The following is a 21844-nucleotide window of genomic DNA, read 5'->3' on the forward strand; positions in this document are numbered from 1 at the left end:
TGTAGAAGCATTTTTTCACATACTAGGACTATCCAAATAAATATAAGGAGGAATCTACATTGAACAGAGAAAATACGTGTAAGGCATGTGAAGGAACTGGGATGTTGGCAGATGATGAGGGATGGCAGTACAGTTGCAGTGTTTGTGATGGAGATGGTGAATATTCGGAATCGGATGCTTCAAGGCCGGCGAGAGTAAGGTCTGTTGATGAGAATAATCGATTGCTGGATTAAGAAAAAGACTACCTGTTTCCATATAGGCAAACAGGTAGTCTTTTGTTTTAATGCGGCATGTTTCCTTGAATGGGTGCAAAGCCATTTATAATCGCTTGCATATCTGCTTGCTTCAGCTGTGGAACTTGGTAATATTGATTCTTATTCTGATATAAGAACACTTCGTAGGCCATTTCCACCATGTTCGGAACACTATCTGCAAATACCCTTCTTAATACAGGGTTCGTTGTCTCTAATGCTGTTGTGGTGAAAGTTGTTGCTCCTGCTTTTAGCACGCTCATCATATAGCCTGAGACACATTGATCATTAATTTCATTTACAGATTGAGCAGGCGTCGTTGGCTGTGATGGTTGTAGTCCGTATGTGACATTATTGCTTTGTGTCATGTTGTAGACTTGCGTATCCACCGTAGGTTTTTGTCCTGTTTGTAATGTTTCAACAATCGTGTTATACGTTTGCGTTAAAAATGCTTTATGCTGTTCAAGCATCGTTTTTAATTCGGGGTCTTGGATATGTTGTTCAAATAATAAATATTGTTCCATTCCCCCTGTCAATGTAGATAAGGCCTCTTCAGCATCAAAAAGCTCGTGTCCACCATGTCCTTGCCAGTCGGGCATTTGTGAGGAATCGTGTAAGTTTTGTTCTTGATTTTGCATTGTTTTTGCCTCCTTAAAGTAGTCTTGTTTATCTTTGTCAAAAAAAATTTAGTTATGCGCACTTATTTATGTTGTATGGCTGTCTAAGATGCCTTTGGGGGAAATTGTTAATCCAAGCTGAAACCTTTTTTGAATCATGCTCGTAGAAGTAAGTAGCTAAAAGAAAAATGAATACGAGGGATGTTTACGATGAAAAAAGGTGTCATTTTATTACTATTGTTTGTTGTAATGGGATGTAGCGATCAGGATCCAGAAGAATCCAGTTCGCTAATAGGCGCTTGGTCTGGAACGATTGAGATTCCGGAACAACCGCTTATGATTAAGGTGGAATTTACTAATGATGATGAATTAACGGGCACAATCAGTATTCCTGCTCAAAGCGTCCAAGATTATCCGCTTTCCATCGTAAATGTAGAAGAGGAAGAGGTTATGTTTACGCTGGAAATACAGGGGCAGTCGATCACATTTGACGGGGAGATAGAAGGAGAATCGACCATTGCAGGAACGTTTATGCAGAGTGGACAGTCGTTCCCTTTTGAACTGACGAAAGAGGACGATGAGGTAACGGAAGCGGAAGAAGATGGAACGTTTCTTGAGGTTGAAACAGATCTAGGACCGCTATATGGGCAATTAGAAACGCCTACCAGCGAGGGAGAATTTCCAATCATGATTATTATTCCAGGATCTGGCCCGACAGATCGTAATGGCAATTCCCCAGGCGTCCAAAATGATAGTCTAAAACTTTTAGCCGAACAACTTGCAAAAGAGGGAGTCGCTAGTGTCCGGTATGACAAACGTGGAGCTGGAGAAAATGAACAAGCTGTCATTTCAGAGGAAGAGATGACATTTGATCAATTTATCGAAGATGCCGTTGCATGGGTGAACATGCTTAAGGAAGATGAACATTTTACGGAGGTTGGCATTATTGGGCATAGTCAAGGTTCATTAGTTGGCATGTTGGCTGCACAGGAAAGTAATGTAGATACATTTGTTTCTCTAGCAGGAGCTGGTCATCCCATCGATGAAGTTATGTATGACCAACTAAGTGAACAGCTTCCAGATGATTTGCTGAATGAAAGCGAAGAAATTTTACAACAGCTAAAAGAAGGAAATCAGGTCGAAAATGTTAATCAAGAATTGCAGGGAGCATTTCGGCCATCGGTTCAACCTTTCTTGTCTTCATGGATGAAATACGATCCTGCAGAGGAAATGGAAAAGCTGGCTATTCCAACGCTAATTATAAATGGTGGACGTGACATACAAGTTCCAGTAAGTGAGGCTGAATCACTGTATGGGACAAATGTCGACGGGGAACTTGTTATTATTGAAAATATGAACCACGTTTTGAAAGAGGTACCGGAAAATCGAGAGGAAAATTTGCAATCATATGTAGATCCAGATCTCCCACTTGCCGAGGGACTAATGGCTGAACTTGTTGAATTCTTAAAAAAATAGCTGTTACCAAGAATAAAAAAAAGTAAAATGGAAGCAATTATGCTACGATAGATTAAAGACATAAATCCTATAAAAATGGGGGTTACATGATGCAGAAAAAAGATCCAATCCAACTAGATAATCGCATTCATTTGATAGATGGATTTGATTTAGATGTACCAGATAGAACAGGCTCCTATGTTATCGATGAAGAAGCATTAACGATTGTTGAAACAGGTCCTAGTCCATCGATAAAACATGTTAAAGAAGGATTGAAAACATTAGGTTTTTCTTTGGATCAGGTAAAATATATCATTGTTACCCATATTCATCTTGATCACGCTGGTGGAGCAGGTTTATTAGTAAAAGAATGTCCGAATGCCACTGTGGTTGTTCACCCACGAGGGGAAAGACACCTAGTGAATCCGAAGAAATTGGCGGCAGGAGCGAGAGCTATATATGGCGAAAGTTTTTCGGACTTATTTGATCCAATTATCCCTGTTCCCGAAGAGCGATTACTCGTAAAAGGAGAAGGGGACACGCTTCAAATTGGCTCAGCATGTACACTTGAATTTTTGGATACACCAGGACATTCCAAGCATCATTTCAGTATTTATGATCCTATAAGTAAAGGAATGTTCACTGGAGATACAGTTGGCATCCGCTATGAACAGCTAATTCGTGAAGGTATTGATTTGTTTCTTCCTTCTACTTCGCCAAACCAATTCGATCCTAATGCAATGCAAGCTTCTATTGACCGGATGATGGATATGAAGCTAGAGCGGATTTATTTCGGTCATTTTGGTATGACGGAAAAAACAGATCAAGCGTTAGATCAAGTGTCAGAATGGTTGGATATATTTGTCGAAGAAGGGGAGCGAGTTGTGTCAGAAGGTAAGGGGTATGACGTTCTTGCTAAAGCCTTGTTAGGAAGAGTTAGACATCACCTCCGGGAATTTGATATTCCGGATGAACACGAGGCCTATATCGTGATAAATTTAGATATGCAGGTTAGTGCACTTGGAATTATGGATTATTTTAAAAAGCTAAAGCAGTAGATATAAGGCTCCATACCTTTGATAAGTATGGAGCCTTATTTATATGGGTGCTACTATTTCATCCATTGTCTAATAATGTTAGCTGTGCCTGCTTCTTTGGAAGCATTAAGCAAATAATTTAAATCCATGATAGCTGTATCAAACTTATGAATTTGGAACATTCTTTTCGCCCACTCATAGTCACTTGTCCAATCCGGGTTATCCGGCTGAGAAACTAAAGCAGACTCTAAACGATGGATAATTATGTCTTCTATTCCAATGACGAAGATATTTCTTCCATTTTCTAATTCAATACTGATTACTTTCTCCTTATTCCCCTCTAAAAAGTTAGCTGGAATTTCAATGGATATTTCTAATTTTTCGTGATACCAACTGCGACCTTTTCGGGCGAATCCAAGATGGTTTGTTAATAGATCATCGAATTTATCATGCCCATCTGTGATCAAGTCTATATCATACGTTGTATAATTATTTCGTGTGTAGATTTCTACAGATAAGCCACCGACAATTATTGGTTTAATATTATCTTTTTGAAAATACGCCGTTAACAAAGCACATATTTGCAGCATTTTTTCATGCTTTGATAAGACTTCAAGCCCCTCAAATTCATTTTTTAGTTCATTCAGCTGGATCATAGTACATCCTTCGCTTTCCGATCATTTTCATCTTACCTTCGCGTTTTGCTCTTTCTACGCTTGCTCTGGTGATTTTTGTTAATGCAATTTGTTCGTCCAAAGACCGTGTTCTGGCTCTCCTGACACGTGGCTTATCCCCATGTTCCGAACGTATTTGCGCATTAACTTGTTTACGCCTTTTCTTAATTGAATCTTCAATCTGTGTCATTTTAATCGAACGCATTAGCTACACCACCTTAAATGTATATCACTATAATTATTATATCCTTTAAAAGGAGATAATGCACCTTGTCCGGTAAATTTCATTGTCTTTGAACAGAAAAAGAGCTGATCCAAGAGATCAGCTCACTATTTATTTACTGCTTACATATTCTAATCTTCTTCCGTCTTCATAAATGTTAACAGCAAGAAGAATACGAAGCTTATTAGTAGTATGGTGCCACCAACAATAAAGAAGATAGTTGTAAAGGTATCCCCGAAATTAAACGGGCGAACATAATATAACCACATTCCGCTTGTTAAGCCGATGGTACCTATAATTGCTGAGTAGACATGTAAGGCTGCTAACGTTTTATTTGCTGGGGTGAAAATTTTATAATAAACAGCAAAGGCAAACAGTGAAAGCCAGCCGACCACCAAAATGTGCGCATGGACTGTTTGAAACTCTGGACCGCCTGCACCCGCCATATGTGAGCCTATAACAGCTCCTAATAATGCAAACACTGCTGAAAAGCGAAGTAATATTTTACTGTAGTTGTTCATGTGTTATCCTCCTTCTTATTAATAAATTGACTAATAGTACCAGTATAGCTTATCTATATGAACAGAAGATGAATAACGGATTGTACTATTCTGGAGGATCCATTTCCAACATCACAGGGCAATGATCGCTTCCCATCACTTGTTGATGAACCTGGGAATCTTTTAATAAGTATGTCATTCTTTCGGACACAATAAAATAATCAATTCTCCATCCGACATTCCTTTCTCGGATCGTTTTCATATAGGACCACCAAGAGTATAGACCTTCTGTATCTGGGTAGAAATACCTTAGGCTATCGACAAAGCCGGATTCCAAGAGTCGCGTCATCTTCCCACGTTCTTCTGTAGTGAATCCTGAATTCCCATGATTGGTCTTATGATTTTTTAAATCAACTTCATTATGCGCGACGTTAAGATCGCCACAATAGATAACCGGTTTTTCAGCATCCAGCTTTTTTATATAACGATATAGTTCATTTTCCCATTCTAATCGATCGTCTAATCTTGTTAGATCTCTCTTGGAATTAGGGGTATACACATTTACTAAGTAAAATTTATCGAATTCGAGTGTAATGATACGCCCTTCTTCTTGGTGGTTATCACTTCCCACGCCGTATCTGACTGATAATGGCTTTTTCTTTGTAAAGACTGCTGTACCCGAATACCCTTTCCTTACTGCATAATTCCAATACTGATGATAGCCTTCTAAGTCTAATTCAATTTGTCCTTCCTGTAACTTTGTTTCCTGAAGACAGAAGATATCAGCATTTACTTCATGAAAATAATCTAAAAACCCTTTTCTTACACATGCGCGAATTCCGTTTACATTCCAAGATACAAGTTTCATAAATGAATTGTTTCTCCCTTTATTAAGATGGTTGCTTTGTCCATTTTAGCATATTATCTTAGTTGGGTCGTGCAGATCAAGTGTTTAAAAATAATCATTTTGCGTATTGACAGCTTGGTGTATTAACCGTATAATACACTTCAGATAACGTGTTAATTGGTCCATACATGCATTTTTTTGTTGGTTGTGTATTAATAGATTAACACACACCGGAGAAAACATATAGGAGACGGGGCTATAATTATGAATTTTAATAATCGGGATCCTGTCTATGTGCAGGTTGTCCGCAAATTTAAAGAAGAGATTGCTACCGGTACCATAGATCCCGGCGAGGCGATTCCATCAAGAAGAGAATTGGCGAACAAATTAAAAATAAATCCCAATACAGCACAGCGAGCGTATAAAGAGATGGAGGAACAGGGCTTGATTCATACAGAGGGTAATTTACCTAGTAAGATTACAAAAGATGAAAAAGTTCTAGAATCAGTTAGAGGAGAACTCATCGAAGAAGCGGTAGATTCTTTCGTGGCATCTATCCATTCGATAAACGTTCCACTCGATGAAATAGTAGGTTTGATCAGAGAAAAGTACACAAGTGGGGGGGATAAGCATGATTGAGGTTAAAGAGATCACGAAAAAGTTTGGCCGAAAAAAAGTATTGAATGGCGTTTCATTCACAGCTAATAAAGGAGAAATAACATGTCTCATCGGTATTAACGGTGTGGGTAAGACAACGATCTTGAATGCGGTTATGGCATTAACACCAATCAATTCTGGTGAAATTTTAATCAATAAAGAGAAAGTAAATAAACAGAGTTACGAAATAGTTACCTTTATTCCTGATGCCATTACAATGATGCCGCAAATGCGTATATCAGAAGCGATGGAGTTTATGCAGGATTTTTACGATAACTGGAACCAGGAACGCGCAACAGAATTACTTAAATTTTTTAAATTAGAGGAAAGGGAGCGGATCTCGGATTTATCAAAAGGGAATACAGCTAAAGTGAATCTGCTGCTTGGATTAGCGCTGGATGTTGATTTTCTGTTAATGGACGAACCGTTTTCCGGGATTGATATTTTCAGCAGGGAGCAAATTGCTGAGGTGTTCGCAAGTCATTTAGTGGAAGATCGTGGGGTTATTATTACGACACATGAAATTAATGATATTGAACACTTAATTGATAAAGTAGTATTGCTTGATAACGGAAAGGTTCTAAAAGCCTTCAACAGTGAGGAAGTCCGGGAAACGCAAGGAAAATCCGTCGTTGATGTAATGAGAGAGGTGTATCAGCCATGAACCGATATTTGAAACTGGTTAATTTTGAGTTGGCTCGTTTTATGAAAATTTATCTTGTACTCATTGCGATCACAATCGTTTCACAAATTACTGGAGTGATCGTAAAGTCAAGAAGTTACTTAAGTGATGCAAATGAGGCAATCTATGAAGATTTAATGCCGATGGAGCAATTTTTGGAGCAAACGGGTCCATTGAGTATGGTACAGATAAACCAAAGTATATGGTCCGTGGGCCCGATTGCATTATGCATTATAGCATTACTCTTCTATTGTTTTTTCATCTGGTATCGTGATTGGTTGGGGAAAAATACATTCATCTACCGTTTATTGATGTTACCAACTGCTCGTCTGAATGTTTTCCTTGCCAAAGCCACTGCAATATTTTTAATGGTCTTAGGATTGGTTTCACTGCAGCTCATCTTATTGCCGGTGGAGAGTACGATTCTTAAATGGACCGTGCCATTGGACTTTCGGATAGATATGGCCGTCGGAGAAATTATTAATAACTCCGTTTATGGTGTGTTTCAATTACTGATTCCTCAAAGCTTCATTCAGTTTGTTATAAATTACGGAATTGGCTTTATGGCAGTGTTTATCTTATTTACAGCAATTCTTTTTGAACGAAGCTTTCGGTGGAAGGGAGTGCTGTTAGGGAGTGTATATAGCCTAGTAGCTATAGCTGTATTTTTACTACCTATTCTATTGCAAGGCTTCTTTCAACTAAATTATTTGTATCCCGTTGAATTACTGATTATTGAAGTCTTCTTGGGAATTCTTGTTACTACAATATCTATATGCATGAGCCGTTATCTATTAAATAAAAAAATAACTGTGTAAGGGGGAAGAAGATGATGCGTTATTGGAAATTAATCACCATTATGGTAGTGGTTGTACTGTCTATTGGTTCCTATTATATCGAGTCAGCTATAACAGGTACTAATTATCCAGAATTTGTATTTGAGCATCATAGTGGTAACGAGGAAGAAGTTAAGAATCTTATCTTAGATGCACAATATATTAATGAATTGAAACATAATATGCTACAAGTAACTGCAGAGGGAACAAAATATCAAAATGAGGAGTCCTATTTAGAGGGGCTTGAGAGTCATGTCGATGATACTATCAAACAGCTTCAGGAAGATTACCCGAGTTTCATGCGTGGTAAAAGCGAACATTCATTAGCCCCGTTTTATGAAAATGAAACGATATTGGTATATGTAAATCAAAATACGAATTCTCCTGATGCAGAGAAAAGCGATTTTACTTTAGATATTGAGGTTTTAGATAAAGGTTCAGGAGATCGAACAGCTTTTACAATAAAGCTTCCTGAGACAAAAGATTATCAAACGATGCGTATTGGTGACGTTCAGGTTATTGATGGAGAAATGAAGATTATTACGCGTAACTTCTTACACGTGGCCCAAACAGGCTATACTTCCTCAGAGGAAATACATGTATATAACCTTGATGTAGCAAATCAGGAGGTAACAAGTAATGAAGTGATTGTTTCGAATGCGGAACCAAACAATGCAACAGTTACTTATATTACTATTATCAACGAACATGGCGGCATAAACCAGAATGAATACGTTCTAGTCCATTTCGATTATATGGAAACGGTTGAACATGAAAATGGAAGCTCAAATCTCGAACAGATAGGAAGAGAGTTAATTGCATACAATCTCGAAACAAATGAACAGGAAGAACTCGATTTACCGGAAGCGTTACAGGATTCACTGCATACAGCATTACTGAGCGACTCTACAATTTATTTTAATAAACTTACGGAGACTGGGGTTGAGATTCTAACCTATGATTTAAATAGTAAAGAAATAGAAACGGAAAAAGTGTTGGAAGATACAGCAGCGTTTGAAGTGGAGCCACATATGGCAGTTAAAAATGATAACATGTATCTAACAAGTAAGTACAAGTATACGGATTCACATGCAGCTATTTTTGTAGTTGATTTAACTGAAGGCGATATTCTTTATGAAGGGGCAGTAGAAATGAAAGACCAACAAGCCGAGAAAGAAGAAGAGGATGTCTTGTACATTGATGATATGTTAATCGAGTAATTCATGTGGCTGGTTATAGCTATCCAAGCCCATTTCATCAGCCTATTTTTCATTTATTAGGGATGTTTATCTTAACCATAAAAAGGATAAACAATCTATGAGGTGAAAATATGAGTACGAATGATAAAAAATCACTAAAAAATCAGAAAGATCGTATTGAAGAAAGAACAAAATTGGATAAGTTTAAAGAGCAGGAATTGGTAGATGATATCCCGATGGAAGATCTAAAAATAGAACAAAAGGATGAGAAGAAAAAGTTCAAATCGAAGAATGCATCACAAAGTGAAAGAAAGCATCAAACAATGAAGGGTGATAAGTAGGGAGTCTGCATACTTGCATATAGCCCTAATAAAGTTATGGCATTGCACGGGATAAGACGGATTGAAAATCATTCAAGAGAGATCGCTTCATCCTGTGCTTCAGCTCATATATATACAGCCACTAAAGGAAGAATACTATAAAGCCTATTTTTAGGCAGATAGGATAGTATAAACTTTCCCACTGCATCAGTACAACTAAGGATATTCATCTAAAGGCGAATGCCAAGTTTTCTAGTAAAACTGAGCAAACTGACACAGAAGATATAAAAATAGGTAGTGTTACTAGTTGATATGCCGAGTCAATTTAACGTTATTTACATAAGAATAATGTAAATCGATACAAGTCTTGTAGAAGATTTAACCCATGAATATACCCTTTATAGAAAACCAATTGATCACTGGTTTTCTATTTTTCATTTTATAAAAGGACAAGTTGAGAGAAAGGAATACATAAGACATAAAGGGAAAAATCCCTTATAAAAAAATGAATCGTTCATATACATGAGTATGGTGTTTGTTTATCTTATACCATTGTTTGCATATGATAAATTGTATGGACCTTAAGATAAACGCAAACTCAACTTTCAAAGAACGGAGGTTTCATGTTGAAAGATATAACTGCTATTCTCGTGCATTATACGAATCAGTCCGTATTGTATAAAGCGTTAACCTCTTTAAATAAAATTAGCTCTAGAATTCAATCGGTTATTGTTTTGCAGGAAGAGGAAATGCCTTTAGATGTGATGGATAAATATGATTGGTTTGATCGAATTGAATATACGATGGCGGAAGGTAATGATTTAGGGGCAACACTGAATCATACGATCAATAAAATAAGCAGTTCTTATGTCCTCTTTCTATACGATACAGATTATCTTTCATCTTCCCATTTAGATTCTCTTAGCCTATCCAATCCTAAGTCAGTTTTAGAAACCTTCTATCATAATCAGAACATTATTATTCACCAACCTGTGCTAGTTCGTACTTCTTATCTAAAAAAGCAACCTTTCTTATCAAACCTCCAACTTCCATTCAAGGAAGCGATTCTTCCTGCCTGGCTTTCAAATGTAGACAATTCTCTTAAATGCTTTAAAAAGGGGATTGTGAGCCAATCAAGGAAAAATAGTTCTACTAATACGATAGAAAAACAAAAAAATATACAGAAATACCAGCTGCAGAAAACCAACACGAACCATCCGAGCCTTGCCGTCTTAATTTCAACTTATAATATGGAAGCTTATGTTGAAACTGCCGTTGTTTCCTGCCTTTTACAAAATGAACAATTGGAACAGTTGCTGATCATGGATGACGGCTCAACGGATAACTCCTATAAGCAACTTCAAAGTTGGAGTGATGGAAAAAGAGTGAGGCTATTCAACAAAAAAAACGGGGGGAAAGCTAGGGCGTTAAACGAGCTATTGCCCCTTGTTACGAGTGAATTTGTAATGGAACTTGATGCCGACGATTGGCTCGATCCCGATGCTATTTCCGTTATTAAAAAGTATCTTTCGGAACTTCCTCAAGATATTTCGGTGTTGTATGGCAATCTAAGAAAGTGGAAGCAAATGGAGAGTGATGTTCTCTTTAAAGGGGTAGCGAAAGGAACGCTTATAAAGGGAAGAGCTGACCTGTTATCTTATCGTTTCCCTCTAGGGCCGAGGATTTATCGGACTTCTTCACTAAAGAGCGCAGGGGGATTCCCCGTGATTGCGTTTGAAAATGGAAGGATTTATGAAGACGTAAGTATGTTAAACCAATTAATAGGAGATTCCCGGTTTTGGTATCATGATTTTACTGTTTATAATGTACGCGAACACAAGGATAGTATCACAAAAAATAATCTATCAAACTGGAAGGGATTTTTAAAGACGCTAAAATAGAGAACAATGGATGTTTCTTATCCATTGTTCTCCAAAAATTTATTTACGGTTGAAATGATATAGTCTTGTTTTTGAAAAGATAACGTAGGGGAGATAGGGAGTGCCAATATTTTTTCGGCAGTTTTTTCCGCAATCGGGAAATCCCCCTTTTTATAATGAAGATAGTGGAAGGCCTGCTGCAAATGTAGAGGGATGGGATAATAAATAGCCGAGGCAATACCGTTATTTTTTAATTCTGAAACTAATTCATCTCTTTTATCTAATTCAATACAGTATTGATGAAAAGTGTGTTCTCGATTTTCTGAGATTGGTGGCTTTTTTAAGAGATTATTGAGCTTTTCCGTGTACCTTCTTGCGACCTCCTTTCGCTTATGCAAAAAGATGTCTAGATAATATAATTTAACAAGTAGAATAGCTGCCTGAAGTTCATCAAGTCTGCTATTCATACCAATCGATGAATGTTGGTATTTCTTCTCACTCCCATGATTCCGGAGTTGACTAATCTTTTCATAAAGCGCTTTATGATTGGTTGTGACTAAACCAGCATCTCCAAATGCTCCAAGGTTTTTCGACGGAAAGAAGGAGAAGCAGCCAATATCGCCAATTGCTCCAACTCTACTCCCATCATATTCTGTCCCTATTGCTTGACAAGCATCTTCTATTACCCTCAAATTATACTTGTTTGCTATCGCCATTATTTCTTTCATATTAGCAGATTTTCCATTCAAGTGGACTATAATTATAGCTTTTGTGTTTTGTGTTATTGCTTCTTCAATTTTAGAGGGGTCCATATTATAGTTAGCTTCTTCGATATCGACAAAAATGGGTTGAGCGCCTACTTGCGCAATTGTCTCTCCAGTGGCAAAAAAGGTAAATGGTGTGGTGATCACGTCGTCGCCAGGGCCAATATCTAATGCCATTAGAGATAATTGTAGGGCGTCAGTGCCGTTTGCTACCCCAATACCATAGGAAGCCTCTACATATTCAGCTACTAACTTTTCCAGTTTTTCTCCTTTTTCCCCCAATATATATTCCCCACTATTTAATACCTCGGTTACCATCTCTAAGATGGGGGTTCTTATAAGCGTTAATTCTTCTTTTAAATCAACCATTGGTATTTGGTTAAACGTGTTGTTTGACATTGTAATTCTTAAACTCCTTTAATTTCCTATCCCTTCATATTGAATACCTAACTGGGATATTTCTTTTTTATTTAGTTTATTTCGACCATCTAAAACGAGCTTACAACTAGCGAATTTATGGAAGTCTAGATGGCTATATTCCTGGTGAAAAGCTTGAAGGATAACGACATCAATTTCAGAAATAAAAGAATCATTTAAAGATAAAGGATTTGCTCCGTACTTTGCGATTTCGCTATCTGAAAATAATGGGTCATTTACGAATAGGTTCGCTCTGTTGTCCTTAAGTTGATCAATTAGCAACAAGGCGGTTGATTTAGTAGTCTCTTTTACATTTTCTCGATAGGATAATCCTAAAATAAGAATATTTTTATTCTGTAAGGAACCTATCCTTTTTTTGATTTTTGAGATTGCATAATTTGACATGTTATCATTGACTTTTCTAGACAAAGAGGTCAATCCTTGATCTAATCCTTTGTTTATGAAAAAATAGGGATAGATTGGGATGCAATGTCCCCCAACTCCAATACCAGGGGAATGTAAATGCGAAAAGGGCTGACTATTACTAGCTGTTATCACCTCAGACATATTGACACTTTTGTCTTCAGCAAACTGTGCAAGTTCATTAGCAAGAGCGATATTTACATCACGATACACGCACTCTGCAACCTTTGAGAATTCTGCGGTTTCTAAAGAACTCACTTCGATTAATTTGCAATCGAGTGCTTTTTTATAAAAGTTTGACGCTAATTCAAGGCTTTTCTTGTTCACTCCACCAACGACTTTTGAATAGTTTTGTAAGTCCTGAATAATCTGATTAGAGTAGACTCTTTCGGGGCTATAAGCGAGATAGAAGTCTTCCCCCATCGTCAAACCAGAGATATCTTCTATTTTTTCTCCAAACTTATTTTTTGTATCTCCAGGAGGAAGTGTTGTTTCAAAAATTATTAAAGAGCCTTTCTTAACACCTTTGGCTATATCTTGAACAGCTCTATCAATAATTTTGTAATCAATATTGTTTTGTTCATCAACTAACACTGGAACAATGACAACTATTATATTCGATTGGGCAACAGCTTCTGATGTTGCTGTAGTGGCTGATAATGTTTTATTTTTATGAGCATTTAAGACCAAATGATCTAATCCCGGCTCATTTTTTACATGGGATTCACCTTGATTTATGGAAGTTACAACATCTTTGTTTATGTCCGCACCGAAAACTTTATATCCATTATTCGCGAAAATAGCAGCCAAAGGCAGTCCTATTTTGCCTAGTCCAACAACAGCCACATTTGGTAATGGTGTGCTTTGATCTATCATTATAAATTCAACCTCACTTTTGTGTTTATTAAGACGTATTTAATTATAATTTATGTTGATAAAATTCAAAGTGACTGTACTAATGAACGATACTGTCGAATATAGTTAGAAGTATGTTTTCAAAAAGACACCGAAAACATTTGGGACTGCGCGTAAATGCTCGCTCCAACGAAGTGATTCGCTGCTTATCATTTATCTACTTTATGAACACCTCTACGAGCATATTAAGCATTACCCATGTCTTTGCCTAATCGGTCATATATAGCAAATAGCCTCTTTTCCATGTGTTCCCAACTGAACTGGGTTTCCATTACATCTCGTGCATTTACACTCATTTCATGGATTTTACTTCTGTTGGAATGAAGAAAAAGGAGGGCTTGAAAATAATCCTCGGCAGTGGCTTGTAACCTATTGACAACATATCCGCATTTATAAGTTTGAATAAATCTTTCCATTTCTGTGCATTGATTTACTAAAACAGGAACGCCATTATTTAAATAACTAAAGAACTTATTCGGCATAGCGAAACGGTTATTCAGGGAATGAACAGCGTCTAAATCTACCCATCCTAAATCAACGTCCTTCATGGCTTCGGGAATCAAGTCATAGCTTACCCATCCGGTAAAATAGACTTTATTTTCTAAGTGGGGAGGAATAAAAAGGCTATGATCTTTTTTGGATCCCCCGATAATTTTGACTTTTAGATCAAATTTTTTATCGCATATATCTAATATGTTCATCAACTTATTAAAATTTCCTCTTTTATGATTCATCACACCTTCATAGGCAATAAGAAGTTCTTGTTTATTCAGCTGTATTGATTCATATTCGAAAGCTAATGGAGGAGAATTGTGAATTACTTCTATAGGGAGCTGTGGATCTAAATCTAAATACCATGATTTAATCGATTCCGATACTGTAATGACATAGTCTAATTCTTTTAACATATACGCGAGCATCTGCTGTTTTATATTTTTGGTTCGTTGAGGTTGATGAACCAAGGGATCGGGTTCTAATTCATGGCTATCATAAATTAATTTGCAGTGTTTTCCCTTTGAAGAAAGGGCACGTTTAATTCCAATGCCAGAATAGAGCGAATAAAACTCATGGGCATGATAGAAATCAGCTTTTTGTGCGATACCTAACTGTGTTAGTGGGTCAGAAAAACGAGTGAAATTTCCAGAGCGGAGATTATGATGAAGTTTTTTGATCTCTTTTTCAGGATAGATCTGTTCATACGTAATGATGTTAATTCCCTCATGTATAAATTCTGTCGATCGATAATTATCATAAAAAATAGTACCATCCACATCAAACAGGTATCCGTCTTTTCTAGGTACTATCATTGTTACCCGATAACCTTGTTTTAACAAACTTTTAGCTTCTTTTTTAAAAATGCGCGCATCTAAAAAGGGATGTTCCGATAGTAAAAAACAAATTTTTTTATTCATTATTTTCCTCCTATCTTATTCAGCATCAGCCTTGTTATATAAGGAATTTATAATTTTTTCCACCCTCTAACTCTTTCTATGATATTTGTGTTTATGTGAAATCATGTTCAAAAATGATGAATAGTTCAAAATGATATCTAATATATGAATCATAAATTAGATATCGTTTTTGAGGAAGGGTGAAAGCAAAGAAATGAAAATATTAACAATAGTAGGAGCTAGACCTCAATTTATAAAAACAGGTATGTTGTCTAAAACCTTAAAATTAAATTCAGAAATTGAAGAAGTTATCGTACACACCGGACAACATTATGATGATAATATGTCCACCATTTTTTTTAAGCAATTGAATCTCCAAAATCCCGATTATTATTTAGGAGTAGGATCTGGATCTCATGGAAAGCAAACAGCCAAAATGCTAGAGGAACTGGAGAATGTTATGGTTTCCGTCGATCCAGATATTGTACTAGTTTATGGAGATACAAATTCTACGCTTGCTGGGAGCCTAGCAGCGTCAAAGCTCCATATTCCAATAGCTCATGTTGAGTCTGGGCTGCGAAGCTTTAACAAAAAAATGCCTGAGGAGATTAATCGAATTATTACAGATCACCTATCTGATTGGTTGTTTTGTCCCTCAGATGCTGCAGTTAAAAATTTAAGGAAGGAGGGAATTGATAAAGGGGTATATCAAACGGGAGATATCATGTATGACGCTGTTTCTTATTTTAAACCTTATGCTGTGCAACAATCTTCTATCCTGCAGGACTTATCGCTTGTAGAAAATAGGTATTATTTGGCAACCATTCACCGGGCCGAAAATACAGATGATCCCCAACGTTTAAAATCGATTCTTGAAGCTCTGCAACAATTAGAAATGGAGGTAGTTATTCCGATACATCCCAGAACCAAAAGTAAAATAAAACAATTTAGACTAATGAATAGTATTTCGTATCCTCCAATTAAATTAGTAGAACCTTTAAACTATTTTGATATGTTAACGATTGCTTCCAATGCCAATGTGATCTTAACCGACTCTGGAGGTGTACAGAAGGAGGCTTATATGCTTCAGGTTCCTTGTATTACCATTAGGGATGAAACAGAGTGGGAAGAAACGGTGCAGTCTGGTTGGAATCACCTAGCAGGTTCTGACACGCAGCAAATAGTAGATACTGTAAAGGCACTACAAATCCCTAAGGAATATCCAACGCTTTTTGGAGATGGTAGAACCTCACAGAAAATAGTTGAAATCTTGATGAGGGAGTTTGAAAATAAATAGCTTTAATTATTTAATTTGAATACGTAAAGCTGGATTTTCTCATAGTAAAAGAGGTGAGTAAGAGCTCACCTCTTTTATTTAGGTAAAATGGAAAACAGGGAAAGAAACCTTGGTCTATTTGTATTAGTGTCTTTTATTTTCCTGCCATATCTATAAATTTTTATAAACGTCAATATACTGGTTAACTACTTTTGCAGCATTATGATGCTGTTTGACATAGGCTCTTCCCTTAACGCCTAGATCCTTCCATCGATTAGGGTTATTAATTAAATCTTCTAAGACAGTAAGAATCGTATCCGGGTTTGCGTTCACAACAGGAAACCCCGCTGGATATTTATCTACAAGATCCTCTCTTATATAGCATATAACTGGTTTCCCTAATGCCATTGCTTCTGTACTGAGATAACCGGCTGAACCAATTCTTAACTGGTCAATAACAATATCAGCTTCTGATAACAGTTCCATCGTCTTTTGATGATCCAAACCTTCAATTAATTTAAAATCAAACAAAACTCCGTCATTTTGTAATTGTTCAACGGCTTCTAAAATAAATTCTGTTCCTTTTAAATTACGTTTTGTAGGGGCGTGAACAATGAGAGGCTTCGTCTTTTCTTTGGGATAGTTTGGTTGGAGTTTACTAATATCGATGATGTGGGGAATAACATGAGTTTTCTCATAATACTCCTTAATATAAGTTTCTATTTCATAATCCAGAACAATAGCATGATCAATATACTTAGAGAGATGGGATAAATTTTTTCTGATTTTTTCCTCCGTCCATTCGGGTTTAACACGGACAAAACGATTATGACTTTTCGCAGCAGATAATAGACGTGCCTCAGACCCACGATGATGAACAACCATTTTCTTTCCAGCTCTTTTCAGTATCTCTAAATCACTTTTGTCTGGAAAAAAAGTTCCCCCGAAATGAAAGTGAAAGATATCGTATTCCTTTATTGCCTTATTCAAGTACTTTCTAATTTCATCATCCCGTAAATGTTTTGGTGTTTCTTGTAAATTCAAACAAACGTCGGATTCAAAATTGTAACGATTGGCATAAAAATGACATGCAGTTGCAGTAATGCCCTTCGAACGTAGAGCACGACATAAATTAATCATTGGTAATCCACCTTCAGGAATATGCAATATGCGCAACTGTTCCACCCTTTCTTTAACATGATCCTCGCTCATGCATTCGTTTAATTGGTTTGAAGTTGTTGATAAATAGTAAACAATCGTTCTTCCATCTTTTCCCACGAATATAAATTTTCCATTACCTTACGCCCATTTTTGCTCATTTCTTTTAATTTATTTTTATTATCATGAAGAGAAAGTAAAGCATCTGCGAAATCTTGAGATGTTGCATTCGTTTTGTCAACAACGTAACCACATTGATGTGTACGTATGAAACCTTCCATTTCATGGCATTTATTCACTACGACTGGTATACCATTATTAAGATAACTAAAAAACTTATTTGGCAATGAATATGTGCGATTAAGAGAGTATTCTACATCCTCTAAATCAATCCAGCCAATATCAACATCCTTCAAATACTTTGGAATGGAATGATAATCGACCCATTTAATTAAATTTATATTACTACGAAGATGCTCTGGTGTTAAAACCGAATCTCCATATCGACTTCCTCCAATAATTTTGAATTGGAAGTCTATCTTCTTTGAGCATATTTCAGAGATGCCAAATATTTTTTCTTTACTTCCTTTTTTATCGTCAATGTTTCCTTCGTAACCAATAATTAACCCATTCGAACTATAATCTTTAACTAGATAGTCTTTAGCAAGTGGAGGGGAGTTATAGATCACTTCCACAGGTAATTTTGGTAAGTGAGATAAATACCATGATTTAATCGAATCTGAAACCGTAATGACATAATCAACTTCTTTAAGCATTGTAAGAAGTTTTTGTTTCAATAGCTTTCTTTTTTCCTCGGAATACCGAGGGTGTAGTGGATCAGGTGTTAATTCATGGCTATCGTATATTAACTTTACTTCCTTTCCTTTTACTTTTTTCATTAATCGTTTTATACCAACTCCAGCAAAAAGAGAAAGATATTCATGCGTATGATATATATCTGCATTTTCCTTGATAGCAAGTTGTGTTAAAGGATTAGTAAATCCCTGACTTTCCCAAACAGATTCATCACTTAAGACTTTATTCAACTGTCGTTTGCTACTCTCGGAATTATAAGTGACAAATTTAATTCCCTCATGAGTGAAAACCTTATTTCTGAACTGCTTCTTAAAAGGGCTACCATCAATGTCGAATAAATTTCCATTTTTTCTTGGAACAATCATCGTGACGGAGTACCCCTTTTTTTGTAAGCTTTTTGCTTCCTTCTTAAAAATTCTTGCATCCATAAACGGATGATAAGCAACAACCATGCAAATCTTTTTCGACATAATTATTCTCCCTTTCTTGGCCGTGTATATAGGATAATATATTTATTGTTTGTTTTATTCACTCCTCGCAAGTTCAATGTAGAAATATCATTCTATTTTTTTACAAGGAAGTCATCGTGATAATAGCTGTGAATATCAAAAATTAATTTTCTTTGCCGGAACCCCTGTAGCTGTTATGTTATCTTCCACATTTTTTGTGACAACTGCTCCGGCACCTACTATACTATTCATGCCGACAATAACACCTGGCAGAAGTGAGGCATTATTTCCAATTTTAGCCCCCTTTTTAATATGCGGCCCATTTAGGGAATAAGATTGGGCTCCCATGTATTTATCATTTGACATTGAAACGCAAGGGCCGATAAATACATTCTCCTCTAATGTCGTATCCCCTGTTACGTATGCGAGCGTTTGAATGGTGCAATTTCTTCCTATCGTCGTATTCAATTCAATAATCGCTGCTCTTCCAACTACCGATTCTTCAGCAACTGAAACATTCTCCCTTATACTTGCGTGATCTCCGATAAACACATTTTCTCCAATCAGCGTACCAGAATAGATGGAGACTAAATGCCCTATTTGTGTACCAGATTGGACAACTAGCTGCGTATTACCTTTAGAAATTTTTCGCATCCTTTGGCTGTTGCCTGGCTGGACTCCAAGGACACAATTACAACCAATTGTGACATTATCTTTAATTTGGGTACCTTTTAAAATGATAGTGTTATGCCCTATAACAACATTTTCCCCGATGGTTACATCATCCTCAATAACAATTTGCTTTCCTAGTTGTGTACTTTCAGGAATCTTAGACATGTAAAAAACTCCTTTACTTATGAATTATGGTTTCTATTCTTTTAACCAGCTTCTCTGTCCGTTGTTTAACGGAATGCCTTTGGCGGATAAAGTTATAACCTTGGTCAACAATTTGTTGTCGTTCTTTTTCATTCTCTAGAAAGTAAGCAGCCTGCTTTTTAAAATTGGATTCGTCTATCGGTACAAAATGAATGCCTGGAATAAAACCAAGGTCTTCCAATTCGCAGAAGGTTGGAGCTAAAAGGAGTGTTCTGCAAGCAAGGACTTCAAAATATTTTATGACAGGATAATGTAGAACGGAAGGGCAGGTAAAGAAAAGTTTGGCCCGGTTGATTTCCTTAGCATACGCGTGACCAATAAAATTTTCACTTTCTTCTTTTTCACTAAAGTCCCGGTAGCCAGGGTGGTTGTGATAGACGAAATTATCATCACCTTTATAGAAACTCAATATCTTTTGCCTCAATGGATAGTAGTCATTAACGGCTCCCATCATTAATAAATTGTTGCTCTTTTTTAACTCATAGTCCTTATACAATTCTGTATTAACAAAATGAGGAAACCATTCCATTTTATTTTCGAATTCCGGATACGTCTCTAAGAATTTGTCTCGTACAACCGTGAACACATGAGAAATTTTATTTTTTTTTATGTAGTTTCTTCTGAGATTTGTAAAACGATGAACATCATTCACAAATAGGCCTGTGGGGATATCGGTATGGGCAAGTCCTTTAATCATGGGGGACATTTGGTGATCGATATCATTTAACAGCAAAATAAAGTCTGGTCGAGTGGGGAGCTGCTTCAAAATATAGTTAATATGACCGGGTTTTCTCCATATCGTTAAGTTTACGATGTTTCTAAGTTCCTGCTCTAAATAATAAAAGTTTTTATTTAACTGCCTTGATGTATCTTCCGTTAAAAACAATACATGAATCATGCTTTTACCTCCTTTTTCAAGACGTCTAGTATTTAGTCACGTTAATAGGACAAAAGCCAAATTTGTCTTTTCGGTATGGTAGTCTACCTCATTTCATAGCTGGCGCATAGAATAAATTAGTATTTTATAGAGTGAGGAGATATATTATGAAAGTCGGTGTAATCGGAGTAGGAAATATGGGAGAAAACCATGTGCGAACGTATTTATCCATGCAGGATCAGTGCCAGCTTGTAGGTCTATACGATAATGATGAAAAGAAAAGCAACCAGATTGCGAAAAAATATAACGTAAAACCGTTTCAGTCTATCGATAGTCTGCTTCAATCAGTTGATGCTGTCAGTATTGCTGTACCTACTGAATTTCATTATGATATCGGCTTATCCTGTATACAACACAACGTCCATATGTTGATGGAAAAACCGATTACTACTACAGTCGTGCAGGCTGAAGATCTGATCCAAAAGGCTAACGAAGTAGACATAAAAATTCAAGTAGGACATATTGAACTTTTTAATCCATTAATTCAATTTCTTACAAAAATAGTAGAAAATGAAACAATAATTGGGATTCTTTTTCACAGAATGAGTCCTCCTGGAGAAAGGGTTAAAAATGTTAATGTTGTAAATGATTTAATGATCCATGACCTTTATATTTTAAACCAACTCCTTCCTGGTAACGTAGTGGAATTTTACGCTCTAGGAAATGTGGTAGAAAATATACCAAAACATGCTGCTGCTATTATCAGGTATTCCGAAGGGGTGACAGCCCAGCTTACAGCCAGTTTTAAATCAATGAAAAAAGTCAGGATCATTCAAATTCTCACAGAGGAGGCTTTTCTTGAAGCGGATATTTTAAATAGGGAAATTAAAATAACGCGTTCGATTATAGAGGATACTAGTAAAGTTCCCGTACCTATAACCCAAACAATTCAGATCGACGATTCGATACAACCATTACGTATTCAGTTATTGGATTTCATAAATTGTATTACCTGTGACACAGAACCATTCGTTTCCGGTGAAGATGGGAAAAAGGCACTGATAATTACCAATAAGATTACCGAGTCCATCATCAATCATAAAATATAGTTGCTTTAGTTATTTGTATGTCGGAAAATGAAATTTATTTATTAAAGTCATTTTTTTCATCTAATTTTTATCGCAGTTTAACGGATGGCAAAACCTCCACTGAATAAAGGTTAACTTTATAGTTGGGGGTTTTTAGTTGTTTAGCTTAAATGTCTATAAAATATAAAATACCTTGGCTCATTGAACCAAGGTATT

At 36.4% G+C, this 21844-nt stretch carries 23 protein-coding genes; 11 read left to right on the forward strand and 12 right to left on the reverse strand.

Features of this window, described 5'->3' with window-relative positions; genetic code table 11:
• Positions 1 to 59: 59 nt before the first annotated feature.
• A complete protein-coding gene (locus OLD84_RS03085) occupies positions 60 to 233 on the forward strand; it encodes a hypothetical protein (RefSeq protein WP_209461665.1) in 174 nt (57 codons plus the stop codon).
• 47 nt (positions 234 to 280) lie between these two features.
• Here OLD84_RS03085 and OLD84_RS03090 read toward each other — a convergent pair whose 3' ends face one another.
• Positions 281 to 889: a spore coat protein gene (locus OLD84_RS03090; protein WP_209461666.1), complete on the reverse strand. Its 609-nt coding sequence runs from the start codon at positions 887 to 889 to the stop codon at positions 281 to 283.
• A 189-nt stretch (positions 890 to 1078) separates the two neighbouring features.
• Here OLD84_RS03090 and OLD84_RS03095 point away from each other — a divergent pair, with 189 nt between their 5' ends.
• Both OLD84_RS03095 and OLD84_RS03100 read left to right on the forward strand, forming a co-directional pair.
• The gene (locus OLD84_RS03095; protein ID WP_209461667.1) at positions 1079 to 2344 is read left to right on the forward strand and encodes an alpha/beta hydrolase family protein; all 1266 of its coding nucleotides are present in this window, start codon (positions 1079 to 1081) and stop codon (positions 2342 to 2344) included.
• A gap of 89 nt (positions 2345 to 2433) precedes the next feature.
• Positions 2434 to 3381, forward strand: a complete 948-nt coding sequence (locus OLD84_RS03100; RefSeq protein ID WP_209461884.1) for an MBL fold metallo-hydrolase — start codon at positions 2434 to 2436, stop codon at positions 3379 to 3381.
• 53 nt (positions 3382 to 3434) lie between these two features.
• Here the strand turns inward: OLD84_RS03100 and OLD84_RS03105 are convergent, their stop codons facing one another.
• From OLD84_RS03105 to OLD84_RS03120, 4 genes are all read right to left on the reverse strand, one after another.
• Positions 3435 to 4016 (reverse strand): DUF6036 family nucleotidyltransferase, encoded by a 582-nt coding sequence (locus OLD84_RS03105; protein WP_209461668.1) that lies wholly within the window; start codon positions 4014 to 4016, stop codon positions 3435 to 3437.
• Positions 4000 to 4239, reverse strand: coding sequence for a hypothetical protein (locus OLD84_RS03110; protein ID WP_209461669.1), 240 nt, complete (start codon positions 4237 to 4239; stop codon positions 4000 to 4002). The genes OLD84_RS03105 and OLD84_RS03110 overlap by 17 nt, the downstream gene beginning before the upstream one ends.
• Positions 4240 to 4388: 149 nt before the next feature.
• Complete coding sequence (locus OLD84_RS03115) at positions 4389 to 4778, reverse strand: hypothetical protein (protein WP_209461670.1); 390 nt, start codon at positions 4776 to 4778, stop codon at positions 4389 to 4391.
• 85 nt (positions 4779 to 4863) lie between these two features.
• Positions 4864 to 5625 (reverse strand): exodeoxyribonuclease III, encoded by a 762-nt coding sequence (locus tag OLD84_RS03120; RefSeq protein WP_209461671.1) that lies wholly within the window; start codon positions 5623 to 5625, stop codon positions 4864 to 4866.
• 237 nt (positions 5626 to 5862) lie between these two features.
• Between OLD84_RS03120 and OLD84_RS03125 the strand changes: the two genes are divergently transcribed.
• The 6 genes from OLD84_RS03125 (at position 5863) to OLD84_RS03150 (ending at position 11199) form a co-directional block, all read left to right on the forward strand.
• On the forward strand, positions 5863 to 6243 hold the full coding sequence (locus OLD84_RS03125; RefSeq protein ID WP_209461885.1) for a GntR family transcriptional regulator: 381 nt from the start codon (positions 5863 to 5865) through the stop codon (positions 6241 to 6243).
• The gene (locus tag OLD84_RS03130; protein ID WP_209461672.1) at positions 6236 to 6925 is read left to right on the forward strand and encodes an ABC transporter ATP-binding protein; all 690 of its coding nucleotides are present in this window, start codon (positions 6236 to 6238) and stop codon (positions 6923 to 6925) included. The genes OLD84_RS03125 and OLD84_RS03130 overlap by 8 nt, the downstream gene beginning before the upstream one ends.
• A complete protein-coding gene (locus OLD84_RS03135) occupies positions 6922 to 7761 on the forward strand; it encodes a hypothetical protein (protein WP_209461673.1) in 840 nt (279 codons plus the stop codon). The genes OLD84_RS03130 and OLD84_RS03135 overlap by 4 nt, the downstream gene beginning before the upstream one ends.
• An 11-nt stretch (positions 7762 to 7772) precedes the next feature.
• On the forward strand, positions 7773 to 8999 hold the full coding sequence (locus OLD84_RS03140) for a hypothetical protein (RefSeq protein WP_209461674.1): 1227 nt from the start codon (positions 7773 to 7775) through the stop codon (positions 8997 to 8999).
• A 110-nt stretch (positions 9000 to 9109) separates the two neighbouring features.
• Positions 9110 to 9319, forward strand: a complete 210-nt coding sequence (locus tag OLD84_RS03145) for a hypothetical protein (RefSeq protein ID WP_209461675.1) — start codon at positions 9110 to 9112, stop codon at positions 9317 to 9319.
• A gap of 602 nt (positions 9320 to 9921) precedes the next feature.
• On the forward strand, positions 9922 to 11199 hold the full coding sequence (locus OLD84_RS03150; protein ID WP_245301446.1) for a glycosyltransferase family 2 protein: 1278 nt from the start codon (positions 9922 to 9924) through the stop codon (positions 11197 to 11199).
• Between the two features lie 17 nt (positions 11200 to 11216).
• On the opposite strand, the gene OLD84_RS03155 is transcribed toward OLD84_RS03150, so the two are convergent.
• The 3 genes from OLD84_RS03155 to OLD84_RS03165 all read right to left on the reverse strand — a co-directional run bounded on the left by OLD84_RS03155 (position 11217) and on the right by OLD84_RS03165 (position 15109).
• Positions 11217 to 12341, reverse strand: coding sequence for a DegT/DnrJ/EryC1/StrS family aminotransferase (locus OLD84_RS03155; protein ID WP_209461676.1), 1125 nt, complete (start codon positions 12339 to 12341; stop codon positions 11217 to 11219).
• An 18-nt stretch (positions 12342 to 12359) separates the two neighbouring features.
• The gene (locus OLD84_RS03160; RefSeq protein WP_209461677.1) at positions 12360 to 13658 is read right to left on the reverse strand and encodes a nucleotide sugar dehydrogenase; all 1299 of its coding nucleotides are present in this window, start codon (positions 13656 to 13658) and stop codon (positions 12360 to 12362) included.
• A 224-nt stretch (positions 13659 to 13882) separates the two neighbouring features.
• Positions 13883 to 15109, reverse strand: a complete 1227-nt coding sequence (locus OLD84_RS03165; protein ID WP_209461678.1) for a glycosyltransferase — start codon at positions 15107 to 15109, stop codon at positions 13883 to 13885.
• Positions 15110 to 15302: 193 nt separating this feature from the next.
• Between OLD84_RS03165 and wecB the strand changes: the two genes are divergently transcribed.
• A complete protein-coding gene (gene wecB, locus OLD84_RS03170; RefSeq protein ID WP_209461679.1) occupies positions 15303 to 16385 on the forward strand; it encodes a non-hydrolyzing UDP-N-acetylglucosamine 2-epimerase in 1083 nt (360 codons plus the stop codon).
• Positions 16386 to 16535: 150 nt separating this feature from the next.
• On the opposite strand, the gene OLD84_RS03175 is transcribed toward wecB, so the two are convergent.
• The 4 genes from OLD84_RS03175 to OLD84_RS03190 form a co-directional block, all read right to left on the reverse strand.
• Positions 16536 to 17642 carry a glycosyltransferase family 4 protein gene (locus OLD84_RS03175; protein WP_264917271.1) on the reverse strand — a complete coding sequence of 369 codons (1107 nt, stop codon included), beginning with the start codon at positions 17640 to 17642 and terminating at the stop codon, positions 16536 to 16538.
• Positions 17585 to 18808: a glycosyltransferase gene (locus OLD84_RS03180; protein WP_209461680.1), complete on the reverse strand. Its 1224-nt coding sequence runs from the start codon at positions 18806 to 18808 to the stop codon at positions 17585 to 17587. The genes OLD84_RS03175 and OLD84_RS03180 overlap by 58 nt, the downstream gene beginning before the upstream one ends.
• A 135-nt stretch (positions 18809 to 18943) precedes the next feature.
• Complete coding sequence (locus OLD84_RS03185) at positions 18944 to 19624, reverse strand: acyltransferase (protein ID WP_209461681.1); 681 nt, start codon at positions 19622 to 19624, stop codon at positions 18944 to 18946.
• Positions 19625 to 19637: 13 nt separating this feature from the next.
• Positions 19638 to 20561 carry a glycosyltransferase gene (locus OLD84_RS03190; protein ID WP_209461682.1) on the reverse strand — a complete coding sequence of 308 codons (924 nt, stop codon included), beginning with the start codon at positions 20559 to 20561 and terminating at the stop codon, positions 19638 to 19640.
• A gap of 146 nt (positions 20562 to 20707) precedes the next feature.
• On the opposite strand from OLD84_RS03190, the gene OLD84_RS03195 reads away from it, so the two are divergent.
• Complete coding sequence (locus OLD84_RS03195; protein ID WP_209461683.1) at positions 20708 to 21649, forward strand: Gfo/Idh/MocA family protein; 942 nt, start codon at positions 20708 to 20710, stop codon at positions 21647 to 21649.
• Positions 21650 to 21844: the final 195 nt, after the last annotated feature.

This window comes from Virgibacillus natechei (genome assembly GCF_026013645.1).
Taxonomy (GTDB): Bacteria; Bacillota; Bacilli; order Bacillales; family Amphibacillaceae; genus Virgibacillus_L; species Virgibacillus_L natechei.

Excerpts from the sequence above, each read along its gene's own strand:
- OLD84_RS03095 (WP_209461667.1), top strand. The coding sequence starts at position 1,079 with ATGAAAAAAGGTGTCATTTTATTACTATTGTTTGTTGTAATGGGATGT.
- OLD84_RS03145 (WP_209461675.1), top strand. The coding sequence starts at position 9,110 with ATGAGTACGAATGATAAAAAATCACTAAAAAATCAGAAAGATCGTATT.
- OLD84_RS03120 (WP_209461671.1), bottom strand. The coding sequence starts at position 5,625 with ATGAAACTTGTATCTTGGAATGTAAACGGAATTCGCGCATGTGTAAGA.
- OLD84_RS03185 (WP_209461681.1), bottom strand. The coding sequence starts at position 19,624 with ATGTCTAAGATTCCTGAAAGTACACAACTAGGAAAGCAAATTGTTATT.
- OLD84_RS03090 (WP_209461666.1), bottom strand. The coding sequence starts at position 889 with ATGCAAAATCAAGAACAAAACTTACACGATTCCTCACAAATGCCCGAC.
- OLD84_RS03150 (WP_245301446.1), top strand. The coding sequence starts at position 9,922 with ATGTTGAAAGATATAACTGCTATTCTCGTGCATTATACGAATCAGTCC.
- OLD84_RS03195 (WP_209461683.1), top strand. The coding sequence starts at position 20,708 with ATGAAAGTCGGTGTAATCGGAGTAGGAAATATGGGAGAAAACCATGTG.
- wecB (WP_209461679.1), top strand. The coding sequence starts at position 15,303 with ATGAAAATATTAACAATAGTAGGAGCTAGACCTCAATTTATAAAAACA.
- OLD84_RS03190 (WP_209461682.1), bottom strand. The coding sequence starts at position 20,561 with ATGATTCATGTATTGTTTTTAACGGAAGATACATCAAGGCAGTTAAAT.
- OLD84_RS03130 (WP_209461672.1), top strand. The coding sequence starts at position 6,236 with ATGATTGAGGTTAAAGAGATCACGAAAAAGTTTGGCCGAAAAAAAGTA.
- OLD84_RS03165 (WP_209461678.1), bottom strand. The coding sequence starts at position 15,109 with ATGAATAAAAAAATTTGTTTTTTACTATCGGAACATCCCTTTTTAGAT.
- OLD84_RS03155 (WP_209461676.1), bottom strand. The coding sequence starts at position 12,341 with ATGTCAAACAACACGTTTAACCAAATACCAATGGTTGATTTAAAAGAA.
- OLD84_RS03160 (WP_209461677.1), bottom strand. The coding sequence starts at position 13,658 with ATGATAGATCAAAGCACACCATTACCAAATGTGGCTGTTGTTGGACTA.
- OLD84_RS03135 (WP_209461673.1), top strand. The coding sequence starts at position 6,922 with ATGAACCGATATTTGAAACTGGTTAATTTTGAGTTGGCTCGTTTTATG.
- OLD84_RS03115 (WP_209461670.1), bottom strand. The coding sequence starts at position 4,778 with ATGAACAACTACAGTAAAATATTACTTCGCTTTTCAGCAGTGTTTGCA.
- OLD84_RS03100 (WP_209461884.1), top strand. The coding sequence starts at position 2,434 with ATGCAGAAAAAAGATCCAATCCAACTAGATAATCGCATTCATTTGATA.
- OLD84_RS03105 (WP_209461668.1), bottom strand. The coding sequence starts at position 4,016 with ATGATCCAGCTGAATGAACTAAAAAATGAATTTGAGGGGCTTGAAGTC.
- OLD84_RS03180 (WP_209461680.1), bottom strand. The coding sequence starts at position 18,808 with ATGTCGAAAAAGATTTGCATGGTTGTTGCTTATCATCCGTTTATGGAT.
- OLD84_RS03140 (WP_209461674.1), top strand. The coding sequence starts at position 7,773 with ATGATGCGTTATTGGAAATTAATCACCATTATGGTAGTGGTTGTACTG.
- OLD84_RS03110 (WP_209461669.1), bottom strand. The coding sequence starts at position 4,239 with ATGCGTTCGATTAAAATGACACAGATTGAAGATTCAATTAAGAAAAGG.